This is a genomic window from Rhizobium sp. CG4, from assembly GCF_023701965.1.
Taxonomy (GTDB): Bacteria; Pseudomonadota; Alphaproteobacteria; order Rhizobiales; family Rhizobiaceae; genus Agrobacterium.
This window is the reverse complement of the sequence record NZ_JABAEG010000011.1, coordinates 1-13,948: the sequence shown is the minus strand read 5'-3', so window position 1 is coordinate 13,948 and position 13,948 is coordinate 1. Positions and strand designations below refer to the sequence as shown.

The 13,948-nt window shown below is 53.8% G+C and carries 15 protein-coding genes and 1 tRNA gene; 9 read left to right on the top strand and 7 right to left on the bottom strand.

All coding sequences use genetic code 11. The features are described 5' to 3' along the window. Nucleotides 1-132: 132 nt before the first annotated feature. Together cobS and HGO37_RS23695 are read right to left on the bottom strand one after the other, a co-directional pair. Entirely contained in the window at nucleotides 133-1,122 is a 990-nt protein-coding gene (cobS, locus tag HGO37_RS23700; protein ID WP_192491545.1) for a cobaltochelatase subunit CobS, read from the bottom strand. 78 nt (nucleotides 1,123-1,200) lie between these two features. Next, nucleotides 1,201-1,830 (bottom strand): J domain-containing protein, encoded by a 630-nt coding sequence (locus tag HGO37_RS23695; RefSeq protein ID WP_192491546.1) that lies wholly within the window; start codon nucleotides 1,828-1,830, stop codon nucleotides 1,201-1,203. Between the two features lie 99 nt (nucleotides 1,831-1,929). Between HGO37_RS23695 and HGO37_RS23690 the strand changes: the two genes are divergently transcribed. Continuing rightward, a complete protein-coding gene (locus HGO37_RS23690) occupies nucleotides 1,930-2,211 on the top strand; it encodes a BolA family protein (protein WP_192491573.1) in 282 nt (93 codons plus the stop codon). Between the two features lie 69 nt (nucleotides 2,212-2,280). On the opposite strand, the gene aroB is transcribed toward HGO37_RS23690, so the two are convergent. Then, the gene (gene aroB, locus HGO37_RS23685) at nucleotides 2,281-3,414 is read right to left on the bottom strand and encodes a 3-dehydroquinate synthase (protein ID WP_192491547.1); all 1,134 of its coding nucleotides are present in this window, start codon (nucleotides 3,412-3,414) and stop codon (nucleotides 2,281-2,283) included. Continuing rightward, nucleotides 3,411-4,016, bottom strand: a complete 606-nt coding sequence (locus tag HGO37_RS23680) for a shikimate kinase (RefSeq protein ID WP_192491548.1) — start codon at nucleotides 4,014-4,016, stop codon at nucleotides 3,411-3,413. The genes aroB and HGO37_RS23680 overlap by 4 nt, the downstream gene beginning before the upstream one ends. 196 nt (nucleotides 4,017-4,212) lie before the next feature. Between HGO37_RS23680 and HGO37_RS23675 the strand changes: the two genes are divergently transcribed. From HGO37_RS23675 to HGO37_RS23650, 6 genes are all read left to right on the top strand, one after another. Beyond that, nucleotides 4,213-4,365 carry a hypothetical protein gene (locus HGO37_RS23675; RefSeq protein WP_192491549.1) on the top strand — a complete coding sequence of 51 codons (153 nt, stop codon included), beginning with the start codon at nucleotides 4,213-4,215 and terminating at the stop codon, nucleotides 4,363-4,365. 16 nt (nucleotides 4,366-4,381) lie between these two features. Further along, nucleotides 4,382-5,326, top strand: coding sequence for a site-specific tyrosine recombinase XerD (xerD, locus tag HGO37_RS23670; protein ID WP_250985520.1), 945 nt, complete (start codon nucleotides 4,382-4,384; stop codon nucleotides 5,324-5,326). Nucleotides 5,327-5,389: 63 nt separating this feature from the next. Beyond that, complete coding sequence (locus HGO37_RS23665; RefSeq protein WP_250985519.1) at nucleotides 5,390-6,343, top strand: acetyl-CoA carboxylase carboxyltransferase subunit alpha; 954 nt, start codon at nucleotides 5,390-5,392, stop codon at nucleotides 6,341-6,343. A 190-nt stretch (nucleotides 6,344-6,533) separates the two neighbouring features. After that, nucleotides 6,534-7,802, top strand: coding sequence for a L,D-transpeptidase family protein (locus HGO37_RS23660; protein ID WP_250985518.1), 1,269 nt, complete (start codon nucleotides 6,534-6,536; stop codon nucleotides 7,800-7,802). Next, nucleotides 7,799-8,032, top strand: a complete 234-nt coding sequence (locus HGO37_RS23655) for a sulfurtransferase TusA family protein (RefSeq protein WP_192491553.1) — start codon at nucleotides 7,799-7,801, stop codon at nucleotides 8,030-8,032. The genes HGO37_RS23660 and HGO37_RS23655 overlap by 4 nt, the downstream gene beginning before the upstream one ends. A gap of 186 nt (nucleotides 8,033-8,218) precedes the next feature. Further along, complete coding sequence (locus HGO37_RS23650; RefSeq protein ID WP_250985517.1) at nucleotides 8,219-9,103, top strand: DMT family transporter; 885 nt, start codon at nucleotides 8,219-8,221, stop codon at nucleotides 9,101-9,103. A gap of 15 nt (nucleotides 9,104-9,118) precedes the next feature. On the opposite strand, the gene glpD is transcribed toward HGO37_RS23650, so the two are convergent. The 3 genes from glpD to rocF all read right to left on the bottom strand — a co-directional run bounded on the left by glpD (nucleotide 9,119) and on the right by rocF (nucleotide 12,789). Beyond that, entirely contained in the window at nucleotides 9,119-10,639 is a 1,521-nt protein-coding gene (glpD, locus tag HGO37_RS23645; RefSeq protein WP_502941457.1) for a glycerol-3-phosphate dehydrogenase, read from the bottom strand. Between the two features lie 156 nt (nucleotides 10,640-10,795). Further along, nucleotides 10,796-11,851 carry an ornithine cyclodeaminase gene (gene ocd / locus HGO37_RS23640; RefSeq protein WP_250985515.1) on the bottom strand — a complete coding sequence of 352 codons (1,056 nt, stop codon included), beginning with the start codon at nucleotides 11,849-11,851 and terminating at the stop codon, nucleotides 10,796-10,798. Nucleotides 11,852-11,868: 17 nt separating this feature from the next. Next, nucleotides 11,869-12,789, bottom strand: a complete 921-nt coding sequence (gene rocF, locus HGO37_RS23635; protein ID WP_250985514.1) for an arginase — start codon at nucleotides 12,787-12,789, stop codon at nucleotides 11,869-11,871. 129 nt (nucleotides 12,790-12,918) lie between these two features. Here rocF and HGO37_RS23630 point away from each other — a divergent pair, with 129 nt between their 5' ends. Both HGO37_RS23630 and HGO37_RS23625 read left to right on the top strand, forming a co-directional pair. Next, the gene (locus tag HGO37_RS23630) at nucleotides 12,919-13,356 is read left to right on the top strand and encodes an Lrp/AsnC family transcriptional regulator (protein ID WP_250985513.1); all 438 of its coding nucleotides are present in this window, start codon (nucleotides 12,919-12,921) and stop codon (nucleotides 13,354-13,356) included. Nucleotides 13,357-13,458: 102 nt separating this feature from the next. Next, nucleotides 13,459-13,532: transfer RNA gene (locus HGO37_RS23625), tRNA-Gln, on the top strand. Nucleotides 13,533-13,948 lie beyond the last annotated feature (416 nt).

The following is a 13,948-nucleotide window of genomic DNA, read 5'->3' as shown; positions in this document are numbered from 1 at the left end:
GAGAAGCTCCGCCCCCGCACGCCGTGACGGCAAAACCGTCACACAGTTTCACGTGGCATGCCATAAGGGGCGTAAAGCATTCTCATCCCTTGATAATCCGAATGTTCGATCAACCCTCAAAGAGGGGTGGTCTCACGCGGAGAGAACGATGTTTGCTGCACTTTCTTTCAGCTCAACGCCAAAGGCGCGCTGATAAAGTTCGGCAACCAGAGTGCGCTCAAGTTCGTCGCACTTGTTGAGGAATGTCACGCGGAAAGCAAAGGCGACATCGCCAAAGATTTCGGCATTTTCTCCCCAGGTAATCACAGTACGTGGGCTCATGACGGTCGAAAGGTCGCCATTGACGAAGGACGAACGCGTGAGATCGGCCAGACGCACCATCTTGGAAGCGGTTTCGCGGCCTTCCTTGGTGTTCAGCTTCTTCACCTTGGCAACAACGATATCAACTTCCTTGTCATGCGGCAGGTAGTTCAGCGTCGTGACGATAGACCAGCGGTCCATCTGTGCCTGGTTGATCTGCTGCGTGCCATGGTAAAGACCGGTGGTATCACCAAGGCCAACCGTGTTGGCGGTTGCGAAAATGCGGAATGCAGGATGAGGACGGATAACGCGGCTCTGGTCGAGCAGCGTCAGGCGACCGGAGGATTCCAGAACGCGCTGAATAACGAACATCACGTCGGGACGGCCGGCATCGTATTCATCAAACACAAGCGCAACATTGTGCTGGTAAGCCCAAGGCAAAATGCCGTCCTTGAATTCGGTAACCTGTTTGCCGTCCTTTAGAACGATAGCGTCCTTGCCGACGAGGTCGATACGGCTGACATGGCTGTCGAGGTTGATACGAACGCATGGCCAGTTCAGGCGCGCAGCAACCTGCTCGATATGCGTGGACTTACCCGTGCCGTGGAAACCGGACACCATGACACGGCGGTTGTGAGCAAAACCCGCAAGGATTGCCAGCGTCGTCTCGCGGTCAAAAAGGTAATCCGGGTCCAGATCCGGTACATAGGCATCGCCCTGGCTATAGGCAGGCACGACCAGATCGGTATCAATACCAAAAACATCCCGGACAGAAACGGTTGTGTCCGGCAGGTTGGAAATATCAAGATCAATTTTGCTCATCACGTCTCCAAGGCGGGTAGCAAGCACCCAACCACATATCATCAGGCAATTATCAAGCGAGTTTAAGGTTCGCAGACCCTAACAGAAACCAGACTGCTTTAACAATTGATACGCTTGAATAACAGTCCGAAAACGCTCTTCCGAACCGCGATCGCCACCATTAGCATCAGGATGATGCTTTTTGACAAGCTCCTTGTAGCGGCGCTTGATTTCGTCCTGGGTTGCACTGGCTGCCAAGCCAAGCGTATCAAAAGCCTGGGCTTCCAGTGTTTTCAACTTGCGGTTCTGCTGGAACCGTTGTCCGCCGCTACGCGCGCCACCGGAGCCGGTAAAACCAAACGGGTCGCGAATACGTGCATTTGCGCCGGCAGCGCCTGATTTCAGCGTGGAATGCAAAGGGCTATCGCGGGCGGTCTTGTTGACCCCAACCGTCCAGGTCGGACGGTGACCGGTGATCGCCTCTTTCTGGTAACGCGCAATATCGCTATCAGACAGGCCAGAGAAGTAGTTATAACCCTTGTTATACTCCTTCACATGCTCGAAACAGAACATGAAGAATTGCCCCTCGGCGTTGCGGCCGACGGGTGCACGATGGGCACCAGGGCGCTCGCAGCCATCCCATTGACAGGTAGGAGCTTGAACCTCCTGCTGACTGTCCTTTTTCCGGCGCGTGCGGATGCGATCAAAGTATTTCGAATCCAGTTTCATGATAGCCTGATTATGGGGTACGCAAAGGTACACAACAAGAATTGACAAACAGGAATGTTGCTGGCTTTTAAAGAGCCCCTTTTAGAATGGAATGAGACGATGTCACTGACCGCCCGCATAGAAAAAAAACTGAACGACGCTTTCGCACCGCAACGCCTTGCCGTCATCAACGAGAGCGGTAAACACGCAGGCCACCAGCCAGGAATGACCGGGGATGGGGAAACCCATATGCGTATCCAGATAGTGTCAGAAAGCTTTTCCGGCAAGTCTCGCATCGACCGCCACCGGGCAATTAATGCCCTGTTGCAGCCTGAACTGGACGAAGGTTTGCATGCTCTCGCCATCGAAGCTGCGGCACCGGGAGAACCCACCCGCTTTTAAGATATGTGGCCGTCAATCTGAGCAGCAGCAGGATTGGCATCGCAAGACACGATGCCAATCTCAAAAACATCAAGCCGGATGTTTTTCTTTCAGGAAGGATTCGACTTCGGAGGCGGCAACATTATCCGCAACGAAGGACTGGCCAATACCATGGGTCAGGATAAAGGTAAGCTTGCCGCTTTTGACCTTCTTGTCCTGTGCAATCGCCGCCATCAGCATTTCAACCGGTGGCAGGGTGCCGGGAATTTCATTCATCGAAACAGGCAGGCCAACCGCTTTCAGATGTGCCTCGACCCGCTTTGCGTCATCCGGGCTCGCCAGATTGACCCGCGACGAGAACTGGTGCGCAAGAACCATGCCGATGGCAACACCTTCGCCGTGCACCAGACGTTTGCTGTCATATTCAGTTGCCGCTTCCAGCGCATGTCCGAAAGTATGACCGAGATTGAGCAATGCGCGACGTCCGTTCTCGAATTCATCTTCGACAACCACATCGGATTTTGCCTGGCAGCTGGTGGCAATGGCTTCAATGCGCGCCGGACCACCGGCAAAAACCTCCTGCCAATTTTTCTCAAGCCACTCGAAGAAATCCGGTTTGTCGATAAGGCCGTATTTGACCACTTCCGCATAACCGGCGCGGAATTCGCGCTTGCTCAACGTATCGAGCACCGAGGAATCCGCCAGAACCAGATCCGGCTGATGAAACACACCAACAAGGTTTTTGCCGTGACGGGTGTTGATGCCGGTTTTGCCACCGACCGACGAATCCACCTGTGACAGCAGCGTGGTCGGTATCTGTACAAACCGCACACCACGCCGCACTGTGCCGGCGGCAAAGCCGGTCAGATCACCGATTACACCACCGCCCAAGGCAATGACTGCATCATTACGTTCAATGCGTGCCTCAAGAATGAGGTCGCAGACTGCCATGTAATGTTCGAAGCTCTTGGTCTTCTCGCCAGCTGGCAGGGTCAGGGAAACGGCCTCAATGCCATCGGTCTGCAGGCTGTCCATCACCATATCAAGGTAAAGCGGTGCGACATGTTCATCCGTGATGATCGCCGCACGGCGCCCTTTGAGACGCGAAGAAATTTCTCCGCCAGCCTTGGACATCAGACCTGGCCCGATGAGAATGTCGTAAGCGCGCCCTACCAACGGCACATGCACGCGCCGCTCCTGCGATGATCCTGTCGAGGTCGTCATGATTTGGCATTTCCATTCTTGGAGGTAGCGAGGTCACGTCCGGCCACTGCGGCCAGAACCTCAGTCACAATGATATCTTTACCCACATCGCGGGATTCGATGACCAAATCAGCCTCGGCATAGATCGGGTATCTCTTTATCATCAGGTTTTCGAGCGTGGCTTTTGGGTTCTCAGTTTTCAACAACGGCCGATGATCGCGCTTGTTGACGCGCTCCCACAATACATCCAGATCAGCCCTCAGCCACAGAGAAAGACCGGCGTTCTTGATATGATTGCGAGTAACCTCGTTGATAAATGCGCCGCCGCCTGTCGAAACCACCTTAGGGCCACCGCGCAAAAGCCTTCTGATGACACGAGCCTCAAGTGCACGGAATTCGTTTTCGCCGTATTTTGCAAACAGGTCAGTGATCGTCATGCGCGATACGCGCTCGATCTCCGCATCCGTATCGACAAAAGTAACGCCAAGTTGCTGCGCGACCAGACGGCCGATCGCGGATTTACCAGCGCCCATAAGACCGACAAAGACGATATTGCGTCTTCCGAGCTTCGCCCGTGCTTCCTCAGCAAGCGTGGGAACGGGAAATGTGAAAGATTCGCTCATTAATGTGCAGGTCCGGTTCGATTCCGGTATCTGCAAATGTTTAGCCAGCGTCAAGAGATATTCCTTATGGCTCAGGCTAAAAGCCTCAGACATTAACGGTCAAAGATTGAACGCGTCTGGTTGCCCTTTGCTTTCATCTTTTGCATATGGGACAAGACAAACCCAATCTGGCACAGCAATGATAGATGGAGGGCCAATGCCAACCCTGTTCCGCTTTTTGTTTATCTGCGCCGCCATTGTCGGAATTGTTTACGGATCCATGGTTTCACTTGTGATGCTGGTTGAACCCCGAGAACGCGATATAACCGTGCGCATTCCTTCCGAGCGCCTTAACCCGCCGGTCCAGTGAGACCAAGAGACCGCCAATGAGCAAGATGGACAGTGCCCGTCTGGAAAGTTTCCTGGAAATGATGAGCGCGGAACGGGGCGCGGCTGACAATACGCTTCAATCCTATGAACGTGATCTTTCCGACCTCTGGCAGTTTCTGATCGATAACGGCACTTCGCTGATGCAGGCGCAGCAGAGCGACCTTTCAGCCTATCTTTCTCATCTGGCCACACTTGGCTTTGCCGCCTCGTCACAAGCACGCCACCTGTCCAGCATGCGCCAGTTCTACAAATTTCTGTATGCCGAGGGTCTGCGCGACGATGACCCGACCAGCATCCTCGACGCACCAAAGAAAACAACGCCGCTGCCCAAAATCATGAGTGTGGCCGATGTGAACCGCCTTTTACAGCAGGCCTCAGCTGAGGCAGAGCAAGAAGGACCAGGGCAGCTTTCGCGGTTGCGTATGCATGTTCTTCTGGAACTGCTTTATGCCACCGGCATGCGCGTCAGCGAACTTGTATCTCTGCCGCTCACGGCATTGGCACAAAAAGAGCGGTTCTTGTCGATCCGCGGCAAGGGCAACAAAGAGCGGCTGGTCCTGCTTTCGCGCACGGCAATGGACGCGATGTCAGCCTATGGCAGCGCCCTAAAGGCCAATAGCGACCCGAAAAACGAAAATCCCTGGCTTTTTCCTTCTTATGGTAAATCGGGCCACTTGCCGCGTCAGGTATTCGCCCGTGACCTGAAAGATATTGCCATTCGTGCCGGTATAAACCCTTCTGCGATATCGCCACACGTCATGCGACACGCCTTTGCCAGCCATCTTTTGCAAAATGGCGCCGATCTGCGTGCGGTACAGGAATTGTTGGGTCATTCCGACATTGCAACGACACAAATCTATACACATGTACTGGAAGAACGCCTGCAAGAACTGGTACAAACGCACCACCCCCTTGCCAAACAGGGCAAAAAACACGATTAGAGCCTGCGGAACCGCCGGTAAGGACCGGATAAACCTTGGGCAAAACGATCGGAAACGGATCTCATGCACAACTACCTCGACTTCGAAAAACCAATCTCCGACCTTGAAGGCAAAATCATAGAGCTGAAAAAGCTGGCCACCGAGGACGAGAGCATCGACACCTCGGAGGAGATCACCCGTCTGGAAAGCCGTGTTCAGGATGCGATGCAGGACATCTATTCCAAACTGAACCCCTGGCAGAAGACGCAGGTAGCACGCCACCCGCAGCGTCCGCATTTCGTGGACTATGCAACTGCGCTGTTTACTGACTTCACACCATTGGCGGGCGACCGCAAGTTTTCGGAAGATGCCGCCATTCAGGCAGGCCTCGGTCGCTTTAATGGCCAGCCGGTTGCCATCATCGGTCAGGAAAAAGGCAACGACACCAAGTCGCGCCTCAAGCACAATTTCGGCAGCCCGCGCCCAGAGGGTTACCGCAAGGCTATCCGCGTGCTGGAACTGGCTGATCGCTTCTCGCTTCCAGTCATTACGCTGATCGACACCGCAGGCGCCTATCCCGGCGTTGGCGCCGAAGAGCGCGGACAGGCCGAAGCCATCGCTCGATCGACCGAAATGTGCCTCAACGTCAAGGTCCCAATCGTCTCCGTTGTTATCGGCGAAGGTGGTTCGGGCGGCGCCATTGCCATTGCAACGGGCAACCGCGTCTACATGCTTGAGCACGCAATCTATTCGGTGATTTCACCTGAAGGTGCAGCATCCATTCTCTGGCGCGATTCCACCCGTGCAAAGGAAGCTGCCACCAACATGAAGATCACCTCGGAAGATCTGAAGTCGCTGGGCGTTATCGACGGCATCATTCCAGAGCCAATTGGCGGCGCACATCGTGATCCAGCCAAGGTCATCACCGCGACCGGTGACGTGATCAACAAAGCACTTTCTGACCTGTCGTCCCATTCTGCCAACCAGATTCGTGCGGAACGTCGCCAGAAATTCCTCGATATCGGCAGAAATCTCTGATTATGTCCGCATGACCAGCGAATATGGCCTAAACTAGGCCATATTCTGATCACAGACATGTGTGCGACGGAGGCAACCGGGGTGGATTGCCGATCAGTTAAGAATATGTAAACGGTTAACGCTGTATTTTAAATGACATGCTGTTGACGGAACAACGCCAACGGCGGCTTGTTTTTTCGGATCAATCTTCATGCGTTTGATACATCTTGCTCTTCTGGCGTGCACAGCCTTCGCATTGACAAGTTGCAACGATACGCTCGACACCGTCGAAGCGGACGTCTCTCACATCAAAAATAAGGTCGGCCACCCGCTTTCCCCGGCAAGACTTGCTGAAATGCAGAAAAAGGACATGGAGCGCAATGCGCCCATCATGATCCGCATTTTCAAGGAAGAAGGCGCGCTTGAAATCTGGAAAGCGAAACGTGACAACCGTTTCGATAAGATTGCCGAATATCAGATCTGTGCATGGTCAGGTAAACTTGGACCGAAGGTCAAGGAAGGCGACCGGCAAGCCCCGGAAGGTTTCTATAACCTGACACCCGGCCACATGAACCCGAATTCCAGCTATTATCTGGCCATCAACACCGGATTTCCGAACCGCTATGACCAGGCCAACGGGCGTTCAGGTACCAACCTGATGATCCATGGTGCCTGCTCCTCATCCGGTTGTTATTCGATGACCGACGCGCAAGTCCTGGAAATCTACGCTTTTGCACGTGATGCATTTACTGGCGGCCAAAAGACCATTCAGCTGCAGGCATTCCCCTTCCGCATGACAGCTGAAAACATGGTACGCCACCGCCACAGCGAAAATCTTGATTTCTGGAAAATGCTGAAGGTCGGATACGACAATTTTGAAGTGACCAAGCGCCCACCGGAAGTAAATGTCTGCGAGAAGAAATATGTCTTCAACCAGCAGACCGAAGGTGGATCGTTTAACGCTTCGGCACAATGCCCTGCCATGAGCACACCGCCAGCATTGGCGAGCGCACTGGCAGGGTACGGCAAGACTTATGATCTTGCCTATGAAAAGGCAGTCAAAAAATACGACGGCATGGCGTGGTATGACCCAAGCGAGGCTGAGCGTAAGGCAGTTGTTGCCGACAAGCGCAAGGGCCGCGAAGCCGCTTACGCCCCAACCGGGTCTTCACTGAAGGCTGGCAAGCTCATGAAGGAGGCGGAATTCGCTGCCCTCATGGACAAAAAGAACCATGTCACACCGGTTTTGACACCACAGACGCCTTCGGCAACAGCCTCGACACCACGTCCAGCAACACCGCAACAGTCTCCAGTCAGCACTGGTCAGACGGCTATCGCTTCGAACACGACGCAGCCAGCTGCTGGCATGACAACAGCTTCGGTCCCTGTTCCGTCGATGAACCCGCTCGCCTTCGCGCCACAGCAGGCACCGGAGCCAGAAAAGAAAAAACCATTCTGGAAGCTTTGGGCAACGGAATGACCTCCAGCGGTCCGGAAATGCTTGACCTGCGTGGGCTGCGTTGCCCACTGCCGGTTCTGCGAGCTAGAAAGCTACTTGCCAAAAAACAATCCGGATTCGAATTTATCATCGAGACCACGGATCCTCTCGCTGTGATCGATATTCCCCATCTTTGCAATGAAGACGGACACGCATTGCTGGAAAGCACTGCGCTGGAAAACAGCCACCGCTTTCACATTCGCAAGGGTTGAGCGCCTCAACCTCGGCAACGCCTTAAAGATAAGAAAGCTAAGATTGCCTTGCATAGCTGAAACCTAAAAAATCAGGTTGTCAGACAATGAAGAATGGTTTCTTATAAAACTGACTTCCCGCCTTTTACATGCATTTGGCACGCGCCCTACACCGGCGTCGGTCAGAACCCAAGATATGAGCTTTCAATGCAAGCCAAGACCACCGGCCTCCTTTATGCGCTGATTGCTTTCAGCATTTTTGCGGTTCAGGACGGTATCTCGAAATATCTTGGCACCCATTATCCGCCGGTCTTCGTGACCATGATCCGCTATTGGGCGTTTGCACTGTTTGCGATCTTCATGGCCATCCGATCCCGCGATGGGTTACGGGCAACAATCGCGGCAAAGCGGCTAGGCCTGCAAATCAGCCGTGGTGTGATCCTTGCGGTACAGATTTCGCTATCGATCACATCTTTCGCCATTGTCGGCCTGGCACACTCCCATTCCATTCTGGCCTCCACACCACTGATGGTGGCAGCGCTGTCCGTCCCCATTCTCGGGGAGCGTGTCGGCTGGCGCCGCTGGTCGGCTATTCTCGTCGGTTTTATCGGGGTGCTGATTATCCTCAAACCGGAAGGTGATGGATTTGACCCGATGCTGATCGTCACTTTCATTGCCGCATTCCTGCTTGGGCTTTATGGCGTGTTGACACGGCTGGCCAGCCGTACTGACAGTGCCATGACCAGCTTCTTTTATGCCGGCGTTGCGGGCGCAGTCGCGCTGACCTTTGTCGGTCCCTTTTATTGGGTTTCTTTTGCGCCACATGATATTGTCTGGATGCTTGCATTGTGTGCCACCGGCATGAGTGGCCACTATCTGCTCATCAAAGCCTTTGAACTGGCCGATGCAGCCTCGGTACAGCCCTTCTCTTATTACCAACTTGTTCTGGTCTCGATCATCGGCGTGACGCTTTTTGGCGAGAGCCTGAGCACCAATATGATCATTGGCGCTGTGATCGTTGTCGCCGCAGGTATCTTCACCATTTGGCGTGAAAACATGGTCGCACGTAAGAACCGCAAGACGGAGGGCTGACAGCCCTCCTATTCCTTATGCGGCTGGGGCATTCGCTGTATTTACCATGTAGGTCTCAAGCACTTCAATCTGCTCTGCGGTGAGGTGGAGACCAATCTTGGTACGGCGCCAGACGACATCGACGGCATGGTTCGCCCATTCCTGCGTCATCAGCCAATCAACCTCTTTGGCGTAGAGATCTGCGCCAAAATGTTGACCGAGCTCGGAAATTTGCACAGCTGACCCAAGCACACGATTGGCATTGGTGCCATAAAGCCTGACGAGGCGTCGTGCATGTGATGTTTCCAGAAATGGATAAGCGGCGGAGAGCTTTTTGACTTCGGTCTCATAACCCGTGACATCGAAATCACCACCCGGCAAACGGCTCTTTGCAGTCCACGGCGCCCCCTTGATGACCAAAGCCTTGCCAATGATTTCCATCGCATGTTCTGCAAGACGGCGATATGTGGTGAGTTTGCCACCAAACACATTGAGAAGCGGTGCTTCGTCAGTGGCTCCATCCAGTTTCAGCACATAATCACGGGTCGCTTCCTGCGCCTTAGAGGCACCGTCATCATAGAGCGGACGAACAGCGGAATAGGTCCAGACGATATCTTCTGCGCGAACCGGCTCAGCAAAGTATTCGCTGGCGGCATTGCACAGATACTGAATTTCCTCGTCACTGATCTTCACGTCCTTCGGATCAGCCTTGTAGTCACGATCTGTCGTGCCGATAAGCGTGAACTCATCCTCATAGGGAATGGCGAAAATTATGCGGTTGTCAGGGTTCTGGAAGAAATAGGCACGCGGATCATCGAACTTCTTTTTCACGATGATATGGCTGCCCTGCACAAGCCGTACATTATGCACGGCGTTGCGGCCCAAGGACTGCCCCAGCACCTGGTCAACCCACGGGCCCGCCGCATTGATCAGCATGCGGGCTTTAACCGTGGTGACCTGCCCACTAACCGTATCGGTCAATGTCAGCGACCAGAGCTTTCCATCACGCTTCGCCGACGTCACTCTGGTGCGGTTCATGATATGTGCGCCACGGTCGGCCGCATCCCTCGCATTCAGGACCACCAGCCGCGCATCATCCACCCAACCGTCAGAATATTCAAATGCCTTGTCGAAAATCGGCTTCAGCGGTTTGCCTACCACGTCGCGACGCATGTCCAGCGACTTGGTCGGTGGCAACAACTTGCGGCCACCCAAATGATCATAGAGGAACAGGCCGAGGCGAATGAGCCAGGCAGGACGGACACCGCCCTTGTGGTAAGGCAACACAAACCGCATCGGCTTGATGATGTGTGGTGCCATTGCCCACAGCACTTCACGTTCCATCAGCGATTCACGAACCAACCGGAACTCGTAATGTTCGAGATATCGCAAACCACCGTGAATGAGTTTGGTGGCACCAGATGAAGTACCTGCAGCAAAATCGCTCATTTCGGCAAGGCAAACCGAGTATCCACGGCCAGCAGCATCACGTGCGATGCCGCAGCCATTGATTCCGCCACCGATAATGAAGAGGTCGTGTATTACTTCCTGCTGCAAGTCCGTCTCCCCAAAGGAAAATCTCATTGTATCCGGAACAGCTTACAGCACCGAAGATAATGAAATTCAAATGAAACTATGACGAAATTCAGCAGAATAACGTCATGAGTCTCAATCTGGCCAATGGGAGGCGTAAACAGATTACCTTGGCCTTTATCAGGCCATCGCTGCCTCGCAACGCAGCAACATGCCGAATAGATCGCGTGGATCGTCCGGGTCAGCAAGGAGGTCCAACTCCTCGAAAAGCCCTGTATCGTGCAGTTTGGCACGCACATAGCGCAGAGCCGAAAAATCCTCGGTCGCAAAACCAACGCTGTCAAAAAGAGTAATCTGGTGATCGTTCACCCGGCCGTCCGTCATGCCAGCCATCACCTGCCACAGCTCCTTGACCGGATAATCGGCCGGCAACTGCTGTATCTCGCCTTCGATGCGGGTCTGCGGTGGATACTCGACAAAAATATCCGATCGCAACAGGATATCCTTGTGCAACTCTGTCTTGCCTGGGCAGTCACCACCAACCGCGTTGATGTGCACGCCAGGGCCCACCATGTTGTCACTGAGGATCGTGGCATATTGTTTGTCTGCCGTAACCGTGGTGATGATGTCAGCACCTTCGACAGCATCCTGCGCAGTTGGACAAATCACAACATCAAAGCCCTGTCCGGCAAGATTGCGGCGGCATTTCTCACTCGCGGCGGGATCAATGTCATAGAGACGCAGTTGATCGATCCCGAGGATAGCCTTGAAGGCACGCGCCTGAAATTCGCTCTGGGCACCATTACCGATGATCGCCATGGTGCGCGCGTTCTTGCGTGCAAGATGTTTGGCCGCAACGGCTGACGTCGCAGCGGTTCTAAGCGCCGTCAGGATTGTCATTTCGGTCAGCAGCATCGGATAACCGTTGCCTACGTCAGAAAGTACGCCAAAGGCCGTTACGGTCTGCCGGCCTTGCCGCGTGTTCTTGGGATGGCCGTTGACGTATTTGAAGCCGTATAAAGTGCCATCGCTGGTCGGCATCAGTTCAATAACACCATCGGTCGAGTGCGACGCGATGCGGGGCGTCTTGTCAAAACTCTCCCAGCGCAGGAAATCTTCTTCGACAACATCCGCCAGTTCACGCAGGAATGTATCGATGCCGATCTTCAAAACCAGCTTCATCATGTGATCAACACTGACGAATGGAACGATATTCAGATTAGGTACGATTGTCATAGTCATCTCCTCCGCAATCAGCCTGCCCGGTTCGGGCGATCCATCACGCTCTTGCCCATCAGGCTGGCAGCAAGATCGACCATAAGCGTTGCTGTACGCCCTCTTTCATCGAGAAACGGATTAAGCTCGACCAGATCAAGGCTCGAAACCAGGCCGCTGTCATGCAGCATTTCCATCACCAGATGTGCCTCACGGAAGGTAGCGCCACCTGGGACCGTTGTGCCAACCGCTGGTGCGATGGCGGGCTCAAGAAAATCAACGTCAAGGCTGACATGCAGCAAACCGTTTGCGGCCTCGACATTCGCAAGAAACTCGCGCAGCAGCACGGCGACGCCATGTTCGTCGATCATGCGCATGTCATGCACGGTGATACCAGAGCCTTTGAGGGCGACGCTCTCAGCCGGATCAACGCTTCGAATACCGATCATGCAGATGCGGTTTGGATCAACGGGGTGTTCAAGCGGTGGGAAATAGCCCGAAAAACTTTCTCTTCCGCTGTAATACGCAACAGGCACCCCATGCAGATTGCCGCTGCGCGTTGTTTCAAGGCTGTGATAATCCGTATGCGCGTCAAGCCAGAGCACAAAAAGCGGACGGCTCATTTCTGCAGCACGCTTTGACAAGCCGGCAACCGTTCCCGCCGATATCGCATGGTCACCGCCCATGAAAATCGGCATGCCAAGCCCGCTTTCACGATAGGCCGCTTCACTCAGAGCTTCCGTCCAGGCAGCCGTCTCACCGAGGTGGTGAACGGCGGCGTTGGGATGCGGGATTTCCGCGAACGCCTTGGGTGCCACATTACCGATATCAGTGACCGTGTGACCAAGAGCTTGAAGCGCGGTTTTAAGACCTGCAATCCTCAGCGCACTTGGGCCCATCTCGCAGCCCAACTGCCCTGCTCCAATCTGCAATGGTGCACCAATCAGTCTGCATTCCATGGCCATCACTCCTCTCAAATTCTATTCAGAGGATCAGACCATGTTTAACTGGCGAGATGAACAATAATTATTGGCAAATAGCGCCAATAGCTTTACCATTTTGGTCACTCATGGAGACAAAGTGGCAACATGGATCCGCTTGACGAAAAACTCATCACGCAATTGCGCCATAATGGACGTCGCAGCATTTCGGATCTGGCCGCAGAAACCGGCGCGTCGCGTGCCACGGTACGTGCGCATATAGAACGACTGGAAAAGTCCGGCGTTATTCTAGGTTACACCGTCATACTACGGGCTGACGCCGTTGAAGAGGCGGTGCGGGGCATCATGATGATCGAAATCGAGGGGCATGTGACGGATCGCGTGATTCGCGCACTCGAAGGCATTGCTGAAATTTCTGAAGTTCATACCACCAATGGCCGGTGGGATCTGATCGCTGAACTCAGCGCCCCAACACTGGCCACCTTCGACGCGATCCTACGCCGCATACGCCTTATTCCCGGTATCACCGGCAGCGAAACCAGCCTGTTATTATCCTCGCCACACTCAACACGGGCGAGATTGTAAGCAAAGCGAATTTCCTTTGCCAAAAACGCATTTTGAGCTTGCATCAGGGGTTAAATCATTTATATGACGGCCTATCAGAGCGGCGCAGCCACTTCGCAGCGTTGGGGAATAGTTCAACGGTAGAACGACGGACTCTGACTCCGTTAATCTTGGTTCGAATCCAGGTTCCCCAGCCAATTCTCTTTTCCAGACACCGTATAATACCGTAAGAAAGCTCTTTAGTGAGCTGGCATTATATGTGCATGCGTACGCATTGTAACTCACACCTTTCCCGGAACTTGACTCCTGTGACCTGCCAAAACCGGTAAGTTAATCGCATTATGTCGCGTCCGATTGAGCTGCTTTCTCTTGGCAAACCGGTCGACCTCACGGGTACACGACCTGCCGTTTACGGCTCCTTATTATGTCAGTGCATGCCTTACCTCCTATTCCGTGCGGTTTTGCATGTGCTCTCTTTAATTGGCTGCTCCGGCCTTTTAGATTCCGGCTGTATTTTTTTACCCGATTAAACCGGGACCTATTCTGATACGCTGGCCGCCTGTTTTCTGCTTTTGCTTCATCGCGATTTGTACGCCTCTCTCTGAGCGTTTCG